Source organism: Pseudoxanthomonas sp. UC19_8 (genome assembly GCF_042700505.1).
Classification (GTDB): Bacteria; Pseudomonadota; Gammaproteobacteria; order Xanthomonadales; family Xanthomonadaceae; genus Pseudoxanthomonas_A; species Pseudoxanthomonas_A winnipegensis.
Window position 1 is genome coordinate 3,342,293 of sequence record NZ_CP170559.1, and the last position, 23,291, is coordinate 3,365,583.

Here is a 23,291-nt window from a genome sequence, read left to right on the forward strand (position 1 = left end):
TGAGGCTGTCACCGCCAGCCGGTAAACTTGCCGGTCTCCTTCGCGTCGATCCCTCCCAAGTGACCGCAACCCGACCGCTGCTCCTGAGCCTCTGCACCGTGCTGGCGCTGGCCGCCTGCAAGCGCACCGAACCGGCCGCCGCGCCGGCCGCCTCCACGCCGGCCCCGGCCACCGCCGCGGCGACCCAGCCCATGCCGACCACGCCCACCGCGCCGGCCGACGACAACCTCAACGCGGTGCTGTGGGTGCAGCGTTCGGTCGAATACCAGGCCTTGTCGATCCAGACCTATCGCGCCGCCGCGGACCACCTGGACGCCGCGCTGAAGGAGAAGCACTGGGACGCGCTGGTGCCGGAGGAGCGCGGCAACGCGGCCACCGGCCTGAAGCCGGCGGTGATCCTGGACGTGGACGAGACCGTGCTGGACAACTCGCCCTACCAGGCGCGCCTGATCCGCGACAACGCCGAATACGACGAGGTCAGCTGGGACCGCTGGGTGGCCGATAAGAAGGCCAAGGCCGTGCCGGGCGTGGTCGACTTCGCCAAGGCCGCCAACGCCAAGGGCGTGACCCTGCTGTACGTCTCCAACCGCGCCGTGCACCTCAAGGACGCCACCATCGCCAACCTCAAGGCGGTCGGCCTGCCGGTGGCCGACGACAGCGTGTTCCTGGGCCTGGGCACCAACGTGCCGGGCTGCGAGCAGAACGGCACCGAGAAGAACTGCCGGCGCAAGCTGGCCGGGCAGCAGTACCGCGTGCTGATGCAGTTCGGCGATCAGCTGGGCGACTTCGTGCAGGTGGTGGCCAACACGCAGGCCGACCGCGAGCAGCTGCTTGGCCAGTACCGCGACTGGTTCGGCGAGCGCTGGTGGATGCTGGCCGGCCCGACCTACGGCTCGTGGGAGCCGGCGCTGTTCAACAACGACTGGCAGCAGCCGCGGCAGGCGCGTCGGGCCGCCAAGCGCGCGCAGCTGGACGTGGCGCCATGAGCGCGCTGCAGCTGGCCCCGCGCGAGCGCCTGATCGTCGCCCTGGACGAACCCACCGGCGCACAGGCGCTGGACTGGGTCGATCGTCTGGGCGATGCGGTGGGCTTCTACAAGATCGGCATGGAGCTGCTGGCCTCGGGCGACTACTTCAGCGTGCTCGACGCGCTGGCCAGGCGCGACAAGAAGATTTTCGTCGACCTGAAGTTCTTCGACATCCCGGCCACGGTGGCCGGGGTGATCGCCGGGCTGTCGCGCTGGCCGGTGACCTTCGCCACGATCCACGGCTGGCACGCGCCGATGATGCAGGCCGCCGCGCAGGCGCGCCGCGGCGAGCTGCGCCTGCTGGCGGTGACGGTGCTGACCTCGATGGACCGCGGCGACCTGGCCGCGATGGGCATCGACGCCGATCCTCAGGCCGTGGTGGTGCAGCGCGCGCTGGCCGCGCAGGCCGCCGGCATCGACGGGGTGATCTGCTCGGGCCTGGAGGCCGCGCCGGTGCGCGCGGCGGCCGGCGCGGGCTTCGACATCGTCTGCCCCGGCATCCGCCCGGCCGGCAGCGCGGTGGGCGACCAGAAGCGGGTGCTGGACGTGGCGCAGGCCTTCGCCGCCGGCGCCGATGCCATCGTGGTCGGCCGGCCGATCCGCCAGGCCAGCGATCCGCGCGCGGCGGCCGAGGCGATCCAGCAGCAGATCCTCGCCGCGCAGCAGACCGCGTAAGCGTCGCCCGGTGCGGGCGCGCCGCAGCGGCGCGCTGCACCGCAATCACGTCACCTGGAATCGCGCCGCCGCGGCGGCGCGCGGCCTTCAGACCACCTGGACCTGGTTGAGATTGTTGCGGGGGTCGAGCCAGAACGACTCGTTGGCGAAGCGCGCGAAGATCTCGCGCGGCAGCACCGGCGTGCGCTCGATCGCCTGGATCTTCGGCTTGACCGCATGCAGGCCGGGCATGCCGACGCGGGCGTCGAATTCGTCGGCGCTGTAGTGCACGTGGTCGAAGTCGTGCTCGAACCACGGCTCGCCCAGGAACGCATACACCGCGCGCATCGCCGTGCCCGGATCGCGCGCCAGCGTGTCGTAGTTGAGCAGCATCAGGCGCTGGGCGGCATGCGGCCCGTAGAAGGCTTCCTTGGTGGCCTGGAAGGCGAAGCCGACCATGCCGCGCGGGTCGGTCAGCGCCTCCGCGCGCGAGTACACCGTGGTGTTGGTGTCGTAGCGGAAGACCTTGCTGACGCTCAGCGGCTGGGCGCGCACCAGGCGCTCCATGCTGTCCAGCACCCAGGCCAGCGGCCGCACGCAGGCGATGACCCGCGCGCCGGGGAACAGCGTGGCCAGCAGCCCCATGCGGCTGCACCACAGCCGGCTGGTGTCGAACACCACCTGCGGCGCCGCATTGACGCTGTAGAAGTTCTCGACCAGCCCGCGCAGCAGCGCGGCGCGCTGCGCATCGCTGACGTCGAAGGCGAAGTCGTTGCGGCTACTGGCCTCGGCCATCACCAGGCCCATGATGTCGGCCAGCGGGCTGGTCATGCCGGCGCTGAAGCGCGGGTTCTGGTTGAGGATGGCGGCCAGCAGCGTGCTGCCCGAGCGCGGCAGGCCGGAGATGAAATGGAAGGCGCGGGGCGATGCGGGCTGATCGGACATGGCGGCGGTCACTGGCGGGAGCGTGGGTCGGAGCCGGACGCGTCCGGCGGCGGCGCGGTCGAGGCGCGCAGGCGCATCTGGTAGCCCACCTCGACCATGCTGGCGCCTTCGCGGCCCTGGATGTGCAGCAGCAGCTGGTCGGTGGCGCACTGGCCCATCTCGCGCACCGGCTGGTGGATGGTGGTCAGCGGCGGCCAGATCTGGGTGGCGATGTTGGTGTCGTCGAAGCCGCAGATCGACAGCTCGCGCGGCACCGACACGCCGGCCTCGGCGGCGGCCCAGATGGCACCGGTGGCCATGTCGTCGTCGGCGGCGAAGATCGCGCTGGGCCGCTCGGCCAGCGCCAGCAGGCGGCGTGCGGCGGCCACGCCGGATTCGAAGGAGAAGCGGCCCTGCACCATGTAGTCCGCACGCTCCTCCAGGCCCGCGCGCTGCATGCCATCGCGGAAGCCGGCCAGGCGCCAGACCCCGGCGCCGTGGCGCGGGTCGCCGATGATGTGGGCGATGCGCCGGTGGCCCAGCGCCACCAGGTGATCGACCATCTCCGCGGCCGCCTCCCGCTCGCGCAGCATGACGCCGATGCAGCCCTGCGGGTCGCCCGGCGCGATCGAGGCGAACGGCAGCCCGGTGGCGCGCAGATGCGCCAGCAGCTGCGGATGGTCGGTCAGCGGCGGGGTGAGGATCAGGCCGTCGGGCCGATGGCGCGAGAGCAGGTGCCGCACGCGCTCGACCAGCTCCGGCGCGGGGTAGGCCAGCGGCTGCACCATCATGCTGTAGTCCTGCGCCTGGCAGGCCTGCAGCACGCCGGCCTGCACTTCCATGATGTAGCTGGGCGAGAGGTTGTCGTACAGCAGCATCACCGTGAACGAGCGGTTGGTGGCCAGGCTGCGCGCCGAGGCGAGCGGGTGATAGCCGAGCTCGGCGATCGCCGCCAGCACGCGTGCGCGCACCACCTCGCGCACGTTGGGCTCGTCGTTGAGCACGCGCGAGACGGTCTTCTTCGACGTGCCCGAGGCGCGGGCGACGTCGTTGATGGTGACCCGTGCCGCCGGTCCGCCCATGTTCAATGCGCAGTGGCCGGTGCGGCCTGGGGCAGGCGGGCGAGCGGGCTGTTCCAGCCTTCGATCTCGACGACCGCCGCGGCCGCGGCGCGCGGATGGCGCGCGTGCAGGACGAGCGATTCGCCCGGCCATAGGGTGACGTCGTTGTCGTCCCACAGCACCGGCATGAGCGGCTGGCCGGCGGCATCGCGCAGGGTGAGGTGCTGGAACACCGCCGGCCCGGCCGCCCCGGCGGGCAGCGACAGCGTCACGGTGGTGAGCTCCTGATCGCCCTCGCGCCGGCTTGCCGCCTCGACCTGGCAGGACACCTGGGGCAGCGTCGACAGGCCGCGCAGGTCGGCGTCCTGGCTGGACGGGGTGGCGTACCAGTTGGAGTGCTCCCAGTCGAGCACATCGGCGCGGGTGGACAGCCAGTACACGTTGCGCCCGAGCGCGGCGCCGTCGGCGGCGGCCAGGTCCAGTTCGACGAAGTAGGTCGTGGACAGGCCGGTGGGCGGCGGCAGCGTGGCGATGCGGCGCGTGTGGTTGCCCGCGAGCGCGATGTCGTCCACCTGGCGCTGGTAACGCACCGCGCCGGACAGATCGCGCACCCGGAGCGTGGCGCGCAGGCCCTCGACCTGGCGCAGCGTGTGGTTCACCAACACCACCTCGCGCGAGTCGTAGGCGTACTGGATGTGCAAGGGCTCGTTGGCCTTCTTGGCGCCGAAGTAGGCGCCGGCGGGATGCAGATCATAGTCGTACAGATGCCAGTGCAAGGACGGCCAGGCGTTGTTGAGCATCCAGTAGATGACGCCGGTGGCCGGATGGTCGGCGTCCATCCTCGCATTGAACGCCTCGAACTGCGCGCGGGTGTTGTCGTAGTTGTCCAGCTGCGCCTTGGCCACGTAATCGGCCAGCCCGCTCGGCGCGCCGTAGCGACGCGCCAGCGCCTGGTCGAACAGCGTCAGCACCGCGAACGGCGACCAGGCGGCCGAGGCGTGGTACTGCCGCTGCAGGGGCAGCTTCCACAGCGCCTCCTGCTCCTGCTCCGACAGCATGCGCTGCAGGTCCTCCATGCGCGGGATGTCCGCGCCGGCGCTGACCTCCGAATCGAAACCGAACGCCCCGCCCAGCTTGTCGGCGTACCAGTACGCCGGCGGCACCCAGTCGTAGGGCCCGGCCATCTTCATGCCGGACGGGCCGAGGCCCTCGGCGGGCTTGTCGGCGGCGGCCGAGATCACGGGCAGCGACCAGTGCGCCGCATGCAGCGCATCCAGGTACAGCCTGGCCAGCGCCGGCGGCGGCGCGTTGTCGCTGCCGATCAGGAAGCCGATCACCGACGGATGGTTGCGCAGCAGCCGCGCCTCGGTGGCCATCGAGGCCCGCGCCACGTCGAAGTCGTGCGCCTCCCAGGGCACGCCGCCGGTCTGCGCCGCCGACTCCCACATGTCGCAGCATTCCCAGCCGGCCAGGATCAGCAGGCCGTCGCGGTCGGCCAGCTCGTAGAAGCGCTGGTCCTCCAGCTTGCCCTCGGTGCGCAGCGTGTTGAGGCCCAGGTTGCGCACGTAGGCGAACTCGGTCTCCAGCCGCGCCGGGTCGTCGCGCAGGAACATGTCCGGCGCCCAGCCTGCGCCGCGGATCAGCAGCGGCTGGCCGTTGATCGAGAAGCGCCGGTAGCCTTCGGCGGTCAGGTCGGACGCCACGCTGCGGATGCCGAAGGCGGTCGCCGCCCGATCCGAATCCGTCCCACCCACCGCCGCGCGCAGTGCCAGCGCGTATAGCGGCTGCTCGCCCATGCCGGCCGGCCACCACAGGCGCGGATGCGCCAGCACCAGGCCCGGCGTGTCTTCGGGCGCGAAGGTGACCTCCTGCACCTGGCCGGGCGCCAGCGTGACGGTGCGCGTCAGAGGCACGTCGGCCACGCGCCCGCTGACAACGACTTCATGAGCGACCGTATCCAGGTTGCGCGCCTCCACCCGCACGGTCAGCGCGGCGCGGGCGTGGTCGTCGGACAGGGCGGTCTCGACCTGCGGGTCGCCCAGCGCCACCGGCCCGCTCTGCACGATGTCCACGCCGCGCCAGGGCCCCATGTTGTTGTCCGGCGGCGTGGGGTTCCAGTCCACCCAGCCGATGCTCAGGCTCTGGCGCGGATCGGCCGGATGCACGCGCAGGGCGATCACGTTGCGGCCGGCGTGCACCCACGGCGTGACATCGAATTCGTTGACCGGATAGGCGCCGGCGATGGCGCTGCGGTCGGCCACCAGATGGCCGTTGACCCACAGGTCGGCCGCGGCGATCACGCCGTTGGTGCGCACCCGCGTGCGCTGCCCGGGCGTGCGCGCGCCCAGGACGAATTCGCTGCGATACCACCACGGCGTCACCACCAGATTGCCCGAGCCGTCCGGCACCTGCACCGCGGTCAGGTTGTCGCTATGGAAGACATCGGGATACAGCCCGTTCTCCAGCAGCGCGGCCATCACCGTGGCGCGCGCACTGGCCGCGTACCAGCCCTGCGTGGAGAAGTCGGCGGCCGAGATCTCCTCCCCGCGCTGCTGCGCCTTGGTGCTGTCCTGGATCTGCCAGTGGGCGATGCGGGTGACGGTCCCGGCGTCCGCTCCAACGTTCGTGGGGGAATACGGCGTGATCGCGCCGGCCGTCGAGGCCGCGGCCAGCATCCACCACAGCAGGTGCCTGCAGGTCTGTCGCATGGCTCAGTGCTCCTCCAGATAGCGTTCTTCGATGCGCAGCGGCGCGAACGGCCACGACGCCGTCTTCCTGGCCCAGATCAGGAAGGCGACGATGCCGGCCAGGATCCACGCGCTGGACAGCAGCAGCGACAGCGTCGAGGCCGACACGTAGACGAAGATCCAGCCCGCCGCCGCGACCACGCACGGCAGCGGATACAGCCACTGCCGGTAAGGACGCTTCAGCCCCGGCTGGCGCCGGCGCAGGATCACCAGCGCGGCGATCTGCGCCAGCGACTGCACCAGGATGGTCGCGGTCAGCAGCATGTTGATCACCTCGCTGAGGTCGAAGAAGGTGCCGACCGCGGTCACCGCGCCCATCACCAGCAAGGCCACGTGCGGGAACCCATGGCGGGCATGCAGGCGCCCGAACACCGCCAGGAACACCTTGTCCTGCGCCGCCTGGAACGGCACGCGCGAACCGCCCAGCAGCCCGGTGAACACCGAGGCGAAGGCCGTCACCACGATCAGCACCGTCATCACCGCGGCCGCCAGATGGCCCCAGCTGCGCTCCACCACCAGCGAGGCCACCGAGGTGGACCGCGCGATCTCCTGCCAGGGCGCGGCGCCGAGCACGCTGATGTTGAGCACCAGATAGATCAGCATCATCGCCACCACCGAGATGATGATCGAGCCGGGCATGGTGCGGCCCGGATCGCGCAGCTCATCGCCCAGGTAGGCCGTGGTGTTGTAGCCCAGGTAGTCGTAGATGCCGATCACCAGCCCCGCGCCCAGGCCCAGGAAGAAGCGCCGGCCGAAGGCATCGGGCGGAAAGCCGAACGCATGGGCCGGATCGAAGTCGGAGAACCCCGCCGCCGCCACGCCGGCCACCGCGACCAGCATGATCACCCACAGCCCGATGGTGATCGCCCGCACCGACTCGATGCGCCGGTACAGCAGCCAGACCACCAGCGCCGTGGCCGCCAGCCCGATCAGATGCGCCGGCCACCAGCCCAGCCCGGGCACGAAGTAGCCCAGGTACTGCACCAGCCCGATGATGCCGGTGGACATCAGCAGCGGGATCGCCAGCAGCATCGTCCAGATGAACAGGAACGGCATCAGCTTGCCGCTGCGGTACTGGAACGCCTCACGCAGATAGACATAGGTGCCGCCCGAGCCCGGCATGGCCGCGCCGAGCTCGGCCCAGACCAGGCCGTCGGCCACCGCCAGCAGCGCACCGGCGATCCAGCCGACCACCGCCTGCGGGCCGCCCAGCGTGGCCACCATCAGCGGGATGGTGATGAACGGCCCGACGCCGCACATCTGGGTCATGTTGAGCGCGGTGCCCGAGAACAGGCCGATGGAGCGGTGGAAACCGCCGCCCTGCCCCGCCTCGGGCGCGTTGTGGTCCTGCATGCATCACCTCTTCCAGGTCTTGGGCCTTCCCGTTTATCGCTGCCAGCCCGCGAGCCGGCAGCGCCTCAAGCCACGCGCACGGCGCGCGCTCACCACTGGCCGCGCACGCCGAAGGTGAACATCCGCTCGGAGAAGTTGGAATGCGCCGGCTGGTCGGGCCAGACGCGGTAGTACTTCTGGTATTCGTTGGTGAGGTTGGTGGCGTTGATCACCAGCTCGGCGTACTTGCTCAGCTTGTAGGACACCGAGGCGTCCAGGTACTTCTGCGGCGCCTCGTAGAGCTCCATGCCGGTGATGCCGCCGATGCTGTCGCCCACCGCGCGCCGCGAGCGGTAGTTGTAGGCCAGGCGCGTCTGGAAGGCGCCGTCCTGGTACCACAGGATCAGGTTGCCGGACTTGGTCGAGTTGTCCTGGAACGGGATCTTCTTGCCGGCCAGGTCGCGCTCGCCCGAATCGCTGGGCGCATAGGTCGCATTGACCTCCACGCCGGTGTTGGCCAGCAGGCCCGGCAGGAAGGTGAAGCCCTGGCGGTAGTCGAACTCGGCGCCCTGGATGCTGTTGCCCGAGCCCTGCACCGGCTCGGTGATCACGATGCAGTGATTGCGCACCACCCCGTCCTCGTCGGGCAGGGTGCAGTTGGTCACCGAGCCGTTCTTGATGAAGCTCTCCATGTTGATGCGGAACAGCGCCAGGCTGAGCATGCTGCTGGCGTTGATGTAGTACTCCAGCGAGGCGCCGTAGTTGCTCGAGCGCCACGGCTTGAGATCGGGGTTGCCGCTGGACTGGCCGCTGGAGACGCGGAAGATCGCCCCGTCCGGCGTCTCCATCAGCGAGTAATCCAGCTGCAGGCCGCCGCCCCAGGTGCTCAGGTCCAGCGGCATCATGTTCTTGGAGTAGGCTAGGCGCAGCTTCAGCCCTTCGGTGATGTCCAGCGAGAAGTTGGCCGCGGGCAGCACGTCGGTATAGCTGCGATGGGTGGTCTCGGTGCCGGCGAAGACCGGCTCGTCGCCATAGGCGCCCGGCGCGCCGCCGAGGTACTGGGTGACGTTCAATCCGGTGCGCACCACGCGCACGCCGACATTGCCGCTGTACGGCATCTGGCCCAGGTCGCCACCGAAGTCCAGCTGCAGATAGCTGGACAGTTCGTGCAGGCCCACGTCCCAGGTGGTGCCGGGCTCGCCCACCTTGACCGTACCCGGATACAGCGACTGCCAGTAGTCGAGCGGGTTGATCATCGAATCCGGGTTGATCGCCCAGAAGTTGAGCCCAGAGCCGAGCAGGTTGTTGTACTTCTTCCACGCCCGCGACAGCGGCGCGGCCGTCAGCGGCATCTGCAGCGCCGACAGCGAACCGGCGCGGAAGTAACCCTGGTCGTTGCCGGCGGTACACGCGCCGCTGTCCAGCACCACGTCGGCGCCGACGTAGCGCACCAGGCAGCCGTTGGGATCGCTGGCGCCCATGCCGGCGTAGACCGGCGCCTCCAGCGTCCAGCCGCGGTTGCCGGCGTTGCGGATGCTGTTGCGCACGCCGAACTGCAGCACCAGGCCATCGTTGAAGTGCAGCTTGCCGTCGAAGCGCAGCGCGTTGAGCGCGACCTGGCGGTCGTAGTCGCCCGAGGATTCGAGCGTCTTGAGCGACCAGCCGTACGGGTTGGCGAACTGGTCGGCCAGCCCCTGCGGCAGGCCCATCTTCAGATAGCGACCGCGGAAATCGGCCAGCACCGGCACTGTGTTCTGCGGCATGCCGTTGCTGTTGAACACGCGGTTGCCGCCCAGCTGCGCCGGGTAGACCATCGTGCCCGGCGGCACCGCATCGTCGGGCACGCCGTCCATCAGATGGTTGGGCCACAGCGCGCCGTCGGAGTTGGAGATGTTGACGTCGGTCTCGATGCTGGACTGCGTGGCGCTGGCATGCAGGCCGCGCAGACTGCCGGTGAACAGCCCGCCGTTGTCGTAGTCCAGCTGCAGGTTGAAGTTGCGCGCGATCGAGTCCTTCTGCGCGATCTCCGAAAACGACTCCACATCGCCCGGCCACTTCTGATACACCTGCGTGGTGTACATCTGCGAACCGGCCCAGTCCGGATCCGGCGTGCCGTAGGCGCCGGCGACCGCGCGCCCGGTGTCGCGCGAGACATTGGGCACGTAGGTGGCGCCCTGCCAGTTGGTCGAGTTGAACTGGATGCCGGCGATGGTGTTCCACTCGTGCTGCTGGGAGTAGAAGAAGTCGCTGGTCAGGTTGAAGCCGCCGCCCAGATCGGCCTGGAAGGACAGGTTGCCGGACTTGCGCTTGCGCCGCGTGGACTGCTGCCACAGGTTGATGTCCTGGCTGCCCATGAACACGCCGTTGGACTTGCCGTCGCCGTTGACGTCCACGGTGCCGTCGGCGTTCTGCACGATCTGCGAGGGGATCGGCGCGCCGTTCCACGGCGTCAGGAACCCGTTGTAGCCACCGGCGCTGGCCGCGTTCTCGCCGTTGAGCACCACGCCGTACTGGTCCAGGCCCTCGCGCGAGTTCGAGCGCGTGGTGTCCGAGTAGTCCACCGACGCCAGCACGCCCCAGTGGTGGTCGTCGTTGTAGGAGATCAGCCCGTTGGCCTCAGGCCCCCAGCGCCGGCTGCTGGTGCCGCGCTCGCCATTGGCCGAATAGCTGTAGGTGAAGCCGCTGGGCAGGTCCCAGGGCCGGTAGGTGTGCAGGTCGATGGCGCCGCTGATGCCCGAGGCGGTCTCGTTGGCGGTGGCCGACTTGACCACGTCCACGCCCTGGAACAGCGTCGAGGGCAGCATCGTGAAGTCCGGCTGCTGCGAGTCGATCTGGTCGGCGGTGATGAACACCTCGCCGTTGAGCATGGTGCCCACCTGCGGCAGGCCGCGCACGTCCACCGAGGTGCCCACGCCGGCGTCGCGATTGATCTGCACGCCGGTGATGCGCTGCAGGGAATCGGTGATGGTGGTGTCCGGCAGCGCGCCGATGTTCTCGGCGGTGATGCTGTCCTGGATGTTGGCCGCATCGCGCTTGACGTCGATGGCATGGGCCTGCGACTCGCGCACGCCGGTGACGGTGACCGCCGTGAAGTTGGTGACGTCGGGATTCTTGCCGTCCTGGTTCTGGCTGGATTTCGGCGTAGACGCCGCGGCGGGCGTCGTGGCCTGCGTGGCGTCGCTGCGCGTGTCCTGTTCGCCTGATGCGGGATCGGTCGGTGCCGTAACGGCCGCGGCCGGCAGCGCGGCGAACAGGGACAGGGTGACGGCGATGGCCAGCGGGTGGATGCGGTGAGCGGTGGACATGAGCATTGACCTCGTAATGGTGGCTTGGCAGGCGCCAGGAAGCCGAGGTACTGCAGGGATGGGAGGGACCGGGTCGCGCGGTCCTGCGCGGGAGACGATGAAAGTCCTGGCTTGCCTCTGGCCGCGCGCGAACGGCGCGACGGCGGCGCGGCGTGCGCCGCGCGTGCGCCGCCGTTATCCGGAGAACAGGATCTTGGCCAGCGCCCACTGGCCCAGGCGCGGATCGCCCGTGGCGAAGATGCACAGGTCCTGGCGACCGGCATCGGGGAGTACCAGGTCGGCCTCCAGCAGCGCCAGTCCGGAGGACTGCGCCTTGTGGTCCAGCGGCAGACGCGCCAGCAGCGGGCCATCGCAGCCGCCGGTATGCAGCTCGAATTCGCCGTCGGGGCTATGCCGGCGCCGCACCACCGCGCCCTTGGCCTCGTCGCCGAAGCGCCAGGTCACGCGCCCGGCCGCCAGTGCTACGCGGCGCGCGCCGTCCAGCGGCGCCTGCGGCCAGCGCCAGCAGGCATTGCCGATCTCCACCGAATAGACCGTCCCCGGCGGCGATGCGCCGGCCTGCACGGCCCCGCTCAACCGCGAGGGCGGCTCGCCCGAACACGTCGCCAGCGCACTGCCCGCACGCGTGCGCAGCGCCTGCCGGTCGACCTGCTGACGGCGCACGCCGGCGAGCGGTTGGCCGTACGCATCGAAGGTCGCCACGCGCAGCGTCGTGCCCTGGGCGAGCAGCAGCGGCGCGGTGTACAGCGGCGCCTGCGCGTCGGGCGTGCTGCCGTCGATGGTGTAGTGAATGGCGCCGGCCTGGACCTGGTTGGACACGACCGCACGTATGCGGCCATCGGCCTGCGCCTCGAGCGCGACGACGGGCGCGAAGGCGCTGTCCGCGTCGGCGATGCCCAGCGCGCGCTCGCGCACCAGCGTCGCCGGCAGGCGCACCAGGAACCCCTCCCAGTCGTGGCTGCTCGCCGGCGACCAGGCCAGTTCGGCCAGCGCCGCCAGACGCGGGAACAGCGCGTGCTGGACGTGGGCGAAGCTCGGCATCTGCTCGGTCCACAGCGCGCCCTGCACGCCGAGCACGCGCTGCGCCTCGGCCTGGCTGGCCCCTTCGGGAATGACCGCCGTGTCGTAGGCCTGGCGCAGGCTCACCACGGGCGGCGGACCGGGCCATTCGTCGGCCAGCGCGGACTGCACGTGATCGAAGTACAGCGACTCCTGCGGCGCGATCACGACCTGGTGGCCCTGCCGCAGCGCGGCCAGGGCCACGCGCTCGTGATCCTGGCCGTGCCAGGACATCACCACCTGCGAGTCCGGCAGCGCGACGCCGGACTCCACCGCGTCGTCCCAGCCCACCGGCACGCGACCGCGCCGGCGCAGCCGGTCGGCGATCCGCGCCATGAACCAGCCCTGCAGCTGATCGCTGCTGGTCAGCCCCAGCGCGCGCCGCTGCGCCTGCACCGCGGGCGAGGCGTCCCACTGCGCGTGGTCGGCCTCGTCGCCGCCGAAGGAAACGTAGCGTGAGGGGAACAGCTGCGTCGCATGCGCCAGCACGGCATCGACGAAGCGCAGCGTCCGCGCGTTGGGCGCCAGCAGCCAGGCGCTGACGCCCCAGTCGGTCCACACCGCCGGGCGGCGCCCGCTGACGCCCAGCCACGGATAGGCGGCGATGGCCGCCTGCGCATGGCCGGGCATGTCGATCTCGGGAACGACCTCGATGTAGCGGCGCGCGGCGTAGCGCACGATCTGCCGTATCTGCGCATCGCTGTAGCTGCCGCAGTAGGCACCGGCGCGGTCGGCCGGCTCGCTGCCGTCGGCGGCGGCCGGGCGGCAGGCGCCGATGCGCGTCAGTTCGGGATAACCGGGCACCTGCAGGCGCCAGCCCTGGTCGTCGGTGAGGTGCCACAGCAGCACGTCGAGCTTGGCCAGCGCCATGGCATCGATCAGGCGCTCGATCTCGGCCACGCGCTGATAGTGCCGGGCCGAATCGAGCAGCAGCGCGCGCCAGGCAAAGCGCGGCGCATCGTCGATCGCGCCCTGCGCCACCGCCACCGCCGCACCGCGCGCGTGGCCCGGTGGGGTGAGCAACTGCCACAGCGTGGTCTCGCCGTAGAACGCGCCACGCGGCGTGCGCGCCTGGACCAGGATGCCCTGCGCCTCGATGCGCAGGCGATAGCCGGCCTCGTCCAGCGCGGCGCGCGGGTCGATGACGATGCGGATGGCTGGCGCCGCGCCGTGCGCGCCGGCCACGCGCAGGCGCGGGCCCCCGGTCGCGTCGAGCAGCTGCAGCAGATGGTCGGCGAGGAAGCGCGCATCGCGGGCGTCGGCCCCCTCCACCGCCAGCGCGGCGCCGTCGGCGACCTCGAACGTCCCGGCGCCGGCCGGCACTACCTGCGCCGGCGCCGGCAGCAGCGGCCAGGGCGTCGCGACGTGCGCGGCGGCGGCATGCCCGGCCGCGCACCCGCCGAAGGCGATGCACAGCCGCAGCAGCGCCGCGCGCAGGCCGTTCATGCGGCCTGGCCGCCGGAAGGAAACGCGGGCAGCCCCTTGTCCAGATACCAGCGCGCCGCGCCGAGCACGCCGTTGCGCCCGTGTTCGACCACCCACACCGGCACCGGCGCCAGCAGGGTGCGCGCGCTGCGGCCATGCAGGAAGCGCGGGTGGAAGGCGCTGCGCGCCAGTTCGGCCTGCATCGAGGACAGGAAGCCGCCTGCCAAATACACCCCGCCGGTCGCCATGAACGCCAGGGCCAGGTCGCCAGCCAGGCCACCGAGCGCGGCGCAGAACATCGACACCGCCTCGGCCGCCTGCGCATCGTCCTGCGCGGCGGCGGTCACCGCCTCGGGCGCGTGCAGGCGCGGCGCGACGCCATCCAGCGCGCACAGGGCCGCGTAGAGCGTCAGCAGGCCGCGCCCGGACACGATCCGTTCGACCTCGACATAGCCGCCCTGCGGCGCCAGTTCGCTGAGCACCGCGCGCTCGCGCAGCGAATGCGCCGCGAACGCCATCTGCCCCGCCTCGGTGGTCAGCACCACGCCGCCGGCCGCACCCGGCAGATGGACGACCGCGCCCAGGCCGGTGCCCGGGCCGATCACCAGGACCGGCCCATCGCCGGCGACGGTCGGCCCACACAGATGGCGACGCTGCTGCGCGAAGCCTTCCAGCGCGTAGCCCAGCGCCTCGAAGTCGTTGAGCACCGCCACATGCTCCAGCCCCAGCGCCTGGCGCAGGGCGCCGGTGCCGATCGGCCAGGGCAGGTTGTCGTTGACGACCTCCTCGCCGACCAGCTGCCCCGCGCAGGCGAGCACGCAGTGGCGCACCGGCTGCCGGGTGTCGGTGTCGAGGAAGGCGCGCAGCAGCGCGGCCAGCGAGGGGAACTGCGCGCAGGGATAGCTGCGGTAGGCCAGGGTCTCGAGCCGGTGGCCCTCGCCGGGCAACGCGCGCATCAGCGCGACCCGCGCATGGGTCCCGCCAATGTCGGCGGCCAGGAACACCGAGCTCCCCCGATCCACCGACCGCATCGATGCCGTGACCACCATGCCGTGTTCCCCAACAGGCCCCGGCGGGAGATTAAGCACCACATGACACCGGTGTCAACGAGGGATGACGCGGCCATGACCAGGGGTGAGCGCGGCCCGTGCCGATAGCAGCGCGGCCGGGCTCATCAGGGACAGCCAAGTCGCTGGGGAGGTATCCCCGGAGGGCCTTCAACTGCATGGGGGTGCTTGGCCCACTCCGGATCAGGCCAGCTTCGCGGACCCGGCAGCGTGTTCGGTGCGCGGAGAGACGCATCTACTGCCGATCGCGTCGTGGCACCGACCTCGGGGCACACTGTCGTTCAGATATTTCTATCTAAAAACAAACACTTAAGCAAAGATACTTAAAGTATTGCATTGCCTCTATTCAGCGGTTAGGCTGTGCGCCGTCCGGCCCCTGGGCTGGAGTGTTGCCACAACCGATGTCCTCCGGGCCCGACCCGGATTTTCCAGGCCCGTGCGTCGTCATTCGACCGGGCCTGTTTTTTTTTGATCCCTCTGCCGATCGAGAGATCGGACGCTGCGCGGTCTCTGGGATAGGCAGCGGGCAAGACACCGCCTGTAGAGCGGAGCTTGCTCCGCTGGGGCCTTCCCGATGATCCGGCCGAAGAGCAGCGGAGCAAGCTCCGCTCTACAAGGAGCACGCGACGTATTGCCCGGCCGGGTCGAGGCGGGTGGCCGGCTTCGCGCGACGGCAAGGTTTTGAGCGTGCCCCATCCCCGCGTGTTGCCCGCAGACACATGCAGCGGCCAAGATGCCCCCCACCTGGAGAGAACCCCCATGCCTCGGGCCCTGCGCATTCCCGCCGCTGTCCTTGCCTGTGCCCTGGCCGTCCTGGCCGCGTGCCAGCGCTCGCCCAAACCGGTGGTCGACGACCGGCCGGACGGCCCGGCCGCCACCGTGCGTCACCTGGCGGCACAGCTGCGCCAGTACGACCTGGCCGGCTTCGCCCGCGATGCCGTGCCCGCCCAGGACTACCAGACCTTCGCCGCCGGCTGGGCCGCCGGCGCCAGCCGCTGGCCGCTGAGCGAACTGCCCCTGCCCGAACGCCTGGTGCCCATGCTGGCCGCGCTGTCGGCCAACGATGCCGAACGCCAGCTGGGCATCGACTACGACCGCAATCTGGCCGGCCAGGTCACCGACCTGCGCAACGCCGCGCAGACCCTGGGCCTGTTCATCGGCCAGTACGTGCGCAGCCAGGGCGAGTCCACCCCCGACCAGCGCGCGCACTTCGGCCAGGTCGTGCCGGCGCTGACCGCCTGGGCGCAGTCCGCCCCGCTGGCCGACGCCCCCCGCGCCCACACCGCCCTGCGCACCCTGGTGCCGGCCGCGCGCGCGACCGGCATCGATTCGGAGGCCGACCTGACCCAGGCCGGGATGGCCGGCGCGCTGACCCGGCTGGATCCGTTCTTCGCCGCGCTCGGCGGCGTGCTGGCCGACTACGGCCTGTCGCTGGACGACAGCCTGGCCAAGCTGGAAGTCGGCGAGGTCACCCAGGAGGGCGACCTGGCCAAGGTCGCGGTGACCTATCCGCTGGCCGGCAAGCCGATCCAGCTGACGGTGACCCTGCGCCGCCAGGACGGCCACTGGTACGTGGCCCATTACATGGACCAGGCCGCGGCCCTGCGCAAACGCCTCGAACAGCAGGCGCCCACCGCGCCCGACGCGCCGAATACGCCGGCGCCCGAGGCGCCGTCTCCCTCCGCACCGCCGGCGTCCTCGCCACCGCCGCCGGACGGCAAGGTGGCCGGAACGGTCACCGGGGCCGGCAACGGCCATTGGGCATAATGACCGCGATGCCTGACCAGAACCCCCTGCCCTTCCCCGAAGACCCGCGTCCCGAGCGCGAGGACGCACCGCCGGCGGGGGCGGACGCCGCGGCGCCCGCCCCCGCGCAGTTGCCGGTGGCGGTGTCCGCCCCGATCGGCCGCAGCGGCAAGACCCCGCTGTGGGCACGCCTGCTGCACAAGGTGGTCGACCCCTGGGTCGAGCTGGACATCGAACCCGAGGCGCCGTCCACGCTGCTGGACAGCCGGCCGGTGTGCTACGTGCTGGAAGACTACGGCCTGTCCAACGCCCTGATCCTGGACCGCGCCTGCCAGGCCGCCGGCCTGCCCTCGCCGCTGCTGCCCCTGCCGGTGCCGGGCGACCCGCTGCGGCGCAAGCGCGCCTACCTGGCCCTGTCGCGGCGCATCGCCAGCTCGCTGATCCCCGAGGCCGGCAGCACCAAGACCCATTCCGATTCGCTGGCGCGCCTGCTGCAGGCGCACCGCACCAACCCGGCGCTGGACGTGCAGCTGGTGCCGGTGTCGATCTTCGTCGGCCGCGCGCCGGACAAGCAGAGCGGCTGGTTCGCGGTGCTGTTCTCGGAGAACTGGGCGCTGGTGGGCCGGTTCCGCCGCCTGCTGGCGATCCTGCTCAACGGCCGCAGCACCATCGTGCGCTTCTCCGCGCCGGTGTCGGTGCGCGATGCGGTGGCCGAGCAGCTGCCGCCCGAGCGCACGGTACGCAAGCTCTCGCGCGTGCTGCGCAAGCACTTCCACCGCATCCGCGAATCGGTGATCGGCCCCGACCTGTCCACCCGCCGCCTGCTGGTGGACCAGGTGCTGGCGGCCGAGCCGGTCAAGGAAGCCATCGCCGACCAGGCGCGCCGCGACAACTCCAAGCCCGAGGAGGCGTGGAAGAAGGCCCACGCCTACGCCTGGGAGATCGCCGCCGACTACTCCAACCCGGTGGTGCGCTCGGCCAGCTTCCTGCTCAGCCACGTGTGGAACCGCATCTACGCCGGCGTGCTGGTGCATCACCTGGACAAGTTCAAGGACGCCGCGCCCGGGCACGAGATCGTCTACGTGCCCAGCCACCGCAGCCACATGGACTACCTGCTGCTGAGCTACCTGCTGTACGAACGCGGCATCGTGCCGCCGCACATCTTCGCCGGCATCAACCTCAACCTGCCGGTGGTCGGCACGCTGCTGCGCAAGGGCGGCGCGTTCTTCGCCCGGCGCTCGTTCCGCGGCAACCCGCTGTATTCGGCGGTGTTCACCGAATACATGGCCCAGCTGGTGGCCGGCGGCTATTCGATCGAGTACTTCGTCGAGGGCGGGCGCTCGCGCACCGGCCGGCTGCTGCCGCCCAAGGGCGGGGTGATCTCGATGACCGTGCGCGCCTACCTGCGCCAGCCGCGCAAGCCGGTGCTGTTCCAGCCGGTGTACATCGGCTACGAGAAGCTGATGGAGGGCAAGAGCTACCTGGACGAGCTGTCCGGCCGGCCCAAGCAGAAGGAATCCATCTGGGGCCTGCTGTGGTCCATCCCCAAGGTGCTGCGCTCCAACTTCGGCCAGGTTGTGGTGAACTTCGGCGAGCCGATCGAGCTGACCGACATGCTGGCCCGGCACGCGCCGGAATGGGACGGCAAGCCGCTGCCCGAGGACGACAAGCCGCGCTGGCTGTCGGACACCGTCGATGCGCTGGCCACCACCATCAACACCCGCGTCAACGCCGCCGCCGACGTCAATCCGATCAACCTGCTGGCGCTGGCGCTGCTGTCCACGCCCAAGCACGCCATGGCCGAGGCCGATCTGATCGCGCAGATCGAGCTGAGCAAGACCCTGCTGGCGCGCCTGCCGTATTCGGACCGCGTCACCGTCACCCCGCACAGCCCCGAGCGGATCATCGCCCACGGCCTGGACATCAACGTGCTGCGCCGCATCTCCCATCCGCTGGGCGATGTGCTGGACGTGGTCGACGAAGACACCGCGGTGCTGCTGAGCTACTACCGCAACAACGTGCTGCACCTGTTCACCGCCGCGTCGTGGATCGCCTGCTGCTTCCAGAACAACCGGCGCATGGCGCGGTCGCGGCTGATCGCGCTGGGCCAGCAGCTGTATCCGTTCCTACAGGCCGAGCTGTTCCTGCCGTGGACGGCCGAGGAGTTCGCCTCGCGCATCGAGCACACCATCGACGTGTTCATCGAGGCGCACCTGCTCGAGCAGAACCTGCCCCCGACCGGATCGGGGGTCAACGACGACGATGGCGGCGTCCTGCAGCGCAACGCCGGGCAGACCGACGAGGTGTTCCGCCTGCGCGCGATCGGCCACTCGCTGCAGCAGGCCTTCGAGCGCTATTACATCGCCATCTCGGTGCTGGTGAAGAACGGCCCCGGCACGCTGGGCGCGGCCGAGCTGGAGAGCCTGTGCCAGCAGGCCGCCCAGCGCCTGAGCCTGCTCTACGCGCCGGCCGCGCCGGAGTTCTTCGACAGGACGCTGTTCCGCGGCTTCATCCAGAAGCTGCGCGAGCTCAAGCTGGTGTGGCCGGACGAGCACAGCAAGCTGCTGTTCGACGCGCGCCTGGACGCGTGGGCGCGCGACGCCAAGGTGATCCTGGGTCGCGAGCTGCGCCACACCATCGAACGCGTCAGCCCCGAGGCCGCGCGTCCGGAACCGACGCCGGCGCCCTCCGAATAAGGCCAGCCGCATGATGTCCCAGCCCGCCGCAAGCTCCGAGATCGCCGGCGACCGCGGGCCGGCCTGGCTGGAGGTGCCGCGCCTGGCCGGGCGCCTGCTGGTACAACACTGGCCGGCGCTGCTGTTCTGGTTCTTCGCCATGCGCGTGTGCTACGACGCGCTGATGCAGCTGGCGGTGCGGCTGGGCGGCTATAGCGCGCTGCTGTCCTTCGCCGCGCTGTCGCTGCTGATCGTCACCCAGCTGGCCGGCACGATCATGATGTTCCAGTCGCTGCGGCCCTCGCTGCCGATGCTGGCCGGCGGCGCGACCACGCCGCAGCTGGACCCGGCGCGCGCGCACTGGAGCGGCGCGCTGGCGGTGGCGCTGCTGCCGTTCTTCGCCTACTACGCCGGCTGGGGCCTGCTGGAGAACCTGCGCCGCGACTTCCGCACCGGCTATGTGGTCAGCGTGTGGGACAAGGAGGACCTGGCCAACGTCCTGCATCTGAAGGGCATCTGGATCGCGCTGGCCATCGCCTGGCTGCTGCGCTGGGCGGCCAAGCGCCGCGCTGCCGCCGGCGAGGGCTGGGGCTGGAAACTGCTGGTGACCGTGTGCGAGGCGTACTGGGTGTTCGTCGGCGTGGCGGCCATCGGCAAGCTGCACGGGCTGGCCATGGACTGGTGGCACGAACGGGCGGTCTATGTGGCGGCCACGCGCTGGTGGGAGAGCCCGGCCTCGCTGTTCACGCTGCTGCCGCCGGCCCGGCGCCTGCTGGACCCGCTCTGGGACGTGGCGACCACGGCCGCCGGGGCGGTGGTGCTGCCGCTGATCTGGCTGGCGATCACCGCGCTGATCTACGGCATCGACCTGAAGAAGGCCCAGCGCCTGGACCAGGCCGACACCCGGCTGGAACAGCTCGTGCAGCGCTACCGCGGGCTGCACTTCGGCCTGCGCATGCTGGTGGACAAGGTCAGCGAGGGCTGGACCAACAAGGGCGTGCCGGTGGTCAACAGCCTGCGCCTGGTGCTGCGCGCGGGCCTGCCGGCGCTGCTGACCCTGTGCGTGGGCTGGCAGCTGCTGGCCTGGGTCGACTCCTGGGCCTGGCACTGGTTGCGGCAGCTGATCGGGCCGCAGTCGCCGGATGTGCAGCAGGTGCAGGGCCAGCTGTACGCGGTGTTCCTGACCACGCCGCTGTCGTTCCGCACCTCACTGCTGACCGACGTGCTGCACACCGTGCTGCTGGCGGCCACCTTCGACCGCGCCATCGCGCGGCTGCCGGCCGCGCGCTAGAGCGGCACGTCCAGATAGTGGCCTGACACGCCGGCCCGCGGACTCAGCTCGATCCGCGCATGCAGGCCGTGCACCTCCTGCCCGCGCGGCAGCACGAAGGCGTGCTGGAACAGCAGCGGCTGGCCGGGCGCGATGGTCACCCGGTTGCCGTTCGCGTCCAGGCCGCTCCCGCAGCCGGTCGGCAGGCGTGGGCCGGCCAGCCGCGGCAGGGCGTTCGGGCCGGCTTCCCAGCGCCGCCCGGCCGCATCGGTGACCGCGCCACGGCAGGTCTCGAACAGCGTCACATCGGCGCCGGGCGCGCGCAGAACCTCGTAGCGCAGCAGCAGGACCACCGCATCCTGGCGCAGCCAGCCGCGCAGGCGGCGGTCGCCCGGTTCCACCACCTCGGCCGCCAGCAGCCGCCAGCGCCCCCCGCCGAAGCTCGCCCATTGGCCGGGCGCCGCGCGCACCGGGATGTCCGGATGCAGGGTCAGCGCCTCCTGGCGCGCCTGCCGGTAGGGCAGCCACAGCGCCAAGGCGCCCAGCACCAGCGCGCCGGCCAGCCAGCCGGCGTTGCGCCGCCACCATCCGGTCGTGACCGCTGTCTTCATTGGCGCAGATCCAGGACGGGCTTGGCCTCTTCGAGCATGCTCCGCGCGCGCGCCGCGTCCAGGCCGAGGTCGACATCGACCAGGCTGTCGCCGCCCACGGGCAGGCTGGTGCCCCAGAACAGCTGCAGGTGCGCGCCCTGCAGCTGATCCGGCGGCAGTTCGAAGAACCAGGCGCCGACCTCCTGCAGGCCCGGGGCCAGCTCGCGCCCGGAGAGGTTGAACGCCGGCAGGCGCGGACGCTCGGCGCCGGAGGCGACATAGACCCGACCGCTGCGGGTGCGCAGCTGGGCGTTGAGCATGCCCTGGGTCTGGGTGGCCTCGACCTTGGCCAGGACCGACAGCCAGATGCCCGGCGTGCGCAGGGTCAGCGCCTCATCGCCTGGATAGGGGCCGTTGAGCAGGTAGGCATGGACGACCTTGAGCGCGCCGACCTCGACCCGGAAGTTGCGCCCCACCGCATCGCTCGCCGGCGCCGGCTGCAGCAGCGGCGCATCGCGCTGCTCGTAGCTGGACTGGTGCTTGCGCAGGACCACGATCGCCACCAGCGCCAGCGCGACCCACAGCAGCGGGCGCCAGTGCAGGCGCGGCAGCGACCACGGCCCGGCGTTCATGGCGCCACCACCCGATCGCGCAGGTCGCGCACGGGCAGCTGCATCAAGGCCTTCGGCGCGCCCTGCATCCAGCCACCCTGGTCGTTGAGATAGGCCCTGGCCACGTAGTCGCGGGCGAACAGGCCGAACAGCGGCTGCGCGGGCACGGTCGCGCCGGCCGGCAGCGGCCACACCAGCTCCACCCGCTGGGGCAGGCGCGGCTGCAGGGCGGTCAGGATGCTATGGTCGTCGGCGCGCTTGAGCAGCTCCGGCCGGGTGGGCTCACCGCGCGCATCGACCAGCACCACGTCCTCGCGCAGGAAGCCGTAGCCGTTGAAGCTGCGCTCGGTGAGGTTCTCGACGTCGGCCTCCAGCACCAGATACAGCGCCTGGGGATCGGCCGGATCGACCCGGCCGCCCGGCGGGTAGTGCGCGAGCCAGGCCTGGCGCGGGGTCACCGCCATCGCCCCGCTGCGCAGCGTCTTGTCCGCGCCGCTGCGCGGCAGCGGATGCGCCTTGCCCGAGGCGTCGCGGAAGCCCCCGAGGACGAAGGTGAGCACCAGGGCCAGCAAGGCCACCGCGGCGGCGGCCTGCCACCAGGGATTGCGTGCCTTGTCGATGAGTTCCTGCTTTCCAACCACATCCAGCGCTCCGTCGGCGCCGGCACCTTAGCACCGCGCCCGCGCCGCGGCGACGCTCAGACCAGCACGGGGAAGGTCTGCTCCAGCCAGGCGCGCGCGGACAGGCCCAGCTGCGGATGCTGGACCAGATCCACCAGCGGCGAGCCGCAGGTGATGAAGGTGCTGGCGTCCTCGCAGACCAGCGCCATGCGCAGCACGCCGGTATCGCCGGGCAGGATCGCCGGCGGCAGGTATTCGCGGAAGCCGTAGAAGGCGAACAGCGCATGCAGCGCCGGCTCGCAGGCGATCAGGCCGAAGCGCACGTCCGAATCGCGCACCAGCCGGTAGCTCTCGCGCAGCAGCGCATCGATGACCTGGCGGGTGCGGAAGTCGGCCAGCACCTGCAGGCGCGAGCCGACCACGATGTGCTCCGGCGCCCAGATGCCGCTGAAGCGGTCCAGCTGCAGCAGCGTGCCCAGCTCGCGCCGCAGCTGCGGGGTATCGGTCGCATGCACGCGCACCGCCGCCACCATGGCCTCGCCGGCGAACACCGCCACGACGGTGGCGCTGGCCTCCAGGGCGTCGTCGGGCTCGGGCTCACGGCCCTGTTCGGCCGCCAGGCGCCGGCGCATCGCCCGCAGCGGCGCCCCGGCTTGGCCCGGCCCGAGCCGCACCACGCGCAGCCCGGCCCCGGTCGGGGGGAGGGCGATGGCGGAAGCGGCGGAGCCGATCGGAGACATGGGCGGACAAACAACACCAAGCGCCCGGACGAGGCAGGGCCGTAACCCACTGTGAAGCAAGCATCGGGCCAATTCCCGCCAAAACCCGGTGAGCACACGCAACTGCGCGCCGATGCGGGGTTTTCGCGCCAGCCTGCGTGGAACGCGGGGCACAGCGCCAGTGACGGTGGCGGTCACAAGCCGCCGCTGCGGCTCAGGCCGGTTCGTCGGGGATCAGCGCGCTTTCCAGGCGGGTGATGCAGTCCTTGAGCCACAGCTTGCGCTTCTTCAGGCGCTTGATGGTCAGCTCGTCGGCGTGCAGCTCGGCGATGCTGCGGCTGATCTGGTCGTCCAGATCGCGGTGCTCCCGCCGCAGCGCGGCAAGCCGGTTGACCGTATCGCTGGTGAGCTCCTGGTGCACGGGCCAAGCATACGCGGAAGACCGCAGCGGGCGTTGCG

Annotated in this window: 17 protein-coding genes; 5 read left to right on the plus strand and 12 right to left on the minus strand. The window is 71.1% G+C overall.

Annotation, left to right across the window (positions count from 1 at the left end):
* Window positions 1-59 precede the first annotated feature (59 nt).
* Window positions 60-986, plus strand: coding sequence for a 5'-nucleotidase, lipoprotein e(P4) family (locus ACFJIT_RS14845; protein WP_379654073.1), 927 nt, complete (start codon window positions 60-62; stop codon window positions 984-986).
* A complete protein-coding gene (gene pyrF, locus ACFJIT_RS14850; protein ID WP_379654074.1) occupies window positions 983-1,702 on the plus strand; it encodes an orotidine-5'-phosphate decarboxylase in 720 nt (239 codons plus the stop codon). The genes ACFJIT_RS14845 and pyrF overlap by 4 nt, the downstream gene beginning before the upstream one ends.
* 87 nt (window positions 1,703-1,789) lie before the next feature.
* Here pyrF and ACFJIT_RS14855 read toward each other — a convergent pair whose 3' ends face one another.
* The 7 genes from ACFJIT_RS14855 to ACFJIT_RS14885 all read right to left on the minus strand — a co-directional run bounded on the left by ACFJIT_RS14855 (window position 1,790) and on the right by ACFJIT_RS14885 (window position 14,583).
* Window positions 1,790-2,626 (minus strand): sulfotransferase, encoded by an 837-nt coding sequence (locus ACFJIT_RS14855; protein WP_130534944.1) that lies wholly within the window; start codon window positions 2,624-2,626, stop codon window positions 1,790-1,792.
* A gap of 8 nt (window positions 2,627-2,634) precedes the next feature.
* Window positions 2,635-3,687 (minus strand): LacI family DNA-binding transcriptional regulator, encoded by a 1,053-nt coding sequence (locus ACFJIT_RS14860; RefSeq protein ID WP_379654075.1) that lies wholly within the window; start codon window positions 3,685-3,687, stop codon window positions 2,635-2,637.
* Between the two features lie 2 nt (window positions 3,688-3,689).
* Window positions 3,690-6,374 carry a sugar-binding domain-containing protein gene (locus ACFJIT_RS14865; RefSeq protein ID WP_379654076.1) on the minus strand — a complete coding sequence of 895 codons (2,685 nt, stop codon included), beginning with the start codon at window positions 6,372-6,374 and terminating at the stop codon, window positions 3,690-3,692.
* 3 nt (window positions 6,375-6,377) lie between these two features.
* On the minus strand, window positions 6,378-7,766 hold the full coding sequence (locus ACFJIT_RS14870; RefSeq protein WP_379654077.1) for an APC family permease: 1,389 nt from the start codon (window positions 7,764-7,766) through the stop codon (window positions 6,378-6,380).
* An 89-nt stretch (window positions 7,767-7,855) separates the two neighbouring features.
* Complete coding sequence (locus tag ACFJIT_RS14875) at window positions 7,856-11,050, minus strand: TonB-dependent receptor (protein WP_379654078.1); 3,195 nt, start codon at window positions 11,048-11,050, stop codon at window positions 7,856-7,858.
* Between the two features lie 174 nt (window positions 11,051-11,224).
* A complete protein-coding gene (locus ACFJIT_RS14880; protein ID WP_379654079.1) occupies window positions 11,225-13,555 on the minus strand; it encodes a beta-N-acetylhexosaminidase in 2,331 nt (776 codons plus the stop codon).
* Window positions 13,552-14,583 carry a glucokinase gene (locus tag ACFJIT_RS14885; protein ID WP_379654080.1) on the minus strand — a complete coding sequence of 344 codons (1,032 nt, stop codon included), beginning with the start codon at window positions 14,581-14,583 and terminating at the stop codon, window positions 13,552-13,554. Before ACFJIT_RS14885 ends, ACFJIT_RS14880 begins: the two co-directional genes overlap by 4 nt.
* Window positions 14,584-15,360: 777 nt before the next feature.
* On the opposite strand from ACFJIT_RS14885, the gene ACFJIT_RS14890 reads away from it, so the two are divergent.
* The 3 genes from ACFJIT_RS14890 to ACFJIT_RS14900 are packed head-to-tail and all read left to right on the plus strand — an operon-like array spanning window position 15,361 to window position 20,313.
* A complete protein-coding gene (locus ACFJIT_RS14890; protein WP_379654081.1) occupies window positions 15,361-16,368 on the plus strand; it encodes a hypothetical protein in 1,008 nt (335 codons plus the stop codon).
* Window positions 16,368-19,043, plus strand: coding sequence for a glycerol-3-phosphate 1-O-acyltransferase PlsB (gene plsB, locus ACFJIT_RS14895; RefSeq protein WP_379654082.1), 2,676 nt, complete (start codon window positions 16,368-16,370; stop codon window positions 19,041-19,043). Before ACFJIT_RS14890 ends, plsB begins: the two co-directional genes overlap by 1 nt.
* Window positions 19,044-19,053: 10 nt before the next feature.
* Entirely contained in the window at window positions 19,054-20,313 is a 1,260-nt protein-coding gene (locus ACFJIT_RS14900; protein WP_379654083.1) for a hypothetical protein, read from the plus strand.
* Here the strand turns inward: ACFJIT_RS14900 and ACFJIT_RS14905 are convergent.
* The 5 genes from ACFJIT_RS14905 to ACFJIT_RS14925 all read right to left on the minus strand — a co-directional run bounded on the left by ACFJIT_RS14905 (window position 20,310) and on the right by ACFJIT_RS14925 (window position 23,253).
* The gene (locus tag ACFJIT_RS14905; RefSeq protein WP_379654084.1) at window positions 20,310-20,903 is read right to left on the minus strand and encodes a hypothetical protein; all 594 of its coding nucleotides are present in this window, start codon (window positions 20,901-20,903) and stop codon (window positions 20,310-20,312) included. The genes ACFJIT_RS14900 and ACFJIT_RS14905 overlap by 4 nt on opposite strands.
* Window positions 20,900-21,514, minus strand: a complete 615-nt coding sequence (locus ACFJIT_RS14910) for a hypothetical protein (protein ID WP_379654085.1) — start codon at window positions 21,512-21,514, stop codon at window positions 20,900-20,902. The genes ACFJIT_RS14905 and ACFJIT_RS14910 overlap by 4 nt, the downstream gene beginning before the upstream one ends.
* Window positions 21,511-22,134, minus strand: a complete 624-nt coding sequence (locus tag ACFJIT_RS14915) for a hypothetical protein (protein ID WP_379654086.1) — start codon at window positions 22,132-22,134, stop codon at window positions 21,511-21,513. The genes ACFJIT_RS14910 and ACFJIT_RS14915 overlap by 4 nt, the downstream gene beginning before the upstream one ends.
* A 56-nt stretch (window positions 22,135-22,190) precedes the next feature.
* Entirely contained in the window at window positions 22,191-22,853 is a 663-nt protein-coding gene (locus ACFJIT_RS14920) for a hypothetical protein (RefSeq protein WP_130514856.1), read from the minus strand.
* Between the two features lie 193 nt (window positions 22,854-23,046).
* Window positions 23,047-23,253, minus strand: a complete 207-nt coding sequence (locus ACFJIT_RS14925; RefSeq protein ID WP_130514854.1) for a YdcH family protein — start codon at window positions 23,251-23,253, stop codon at window positions 23,047-23,049.
* Window positions 23,254-23,291 lie beyond the last annotated feature (38 nt).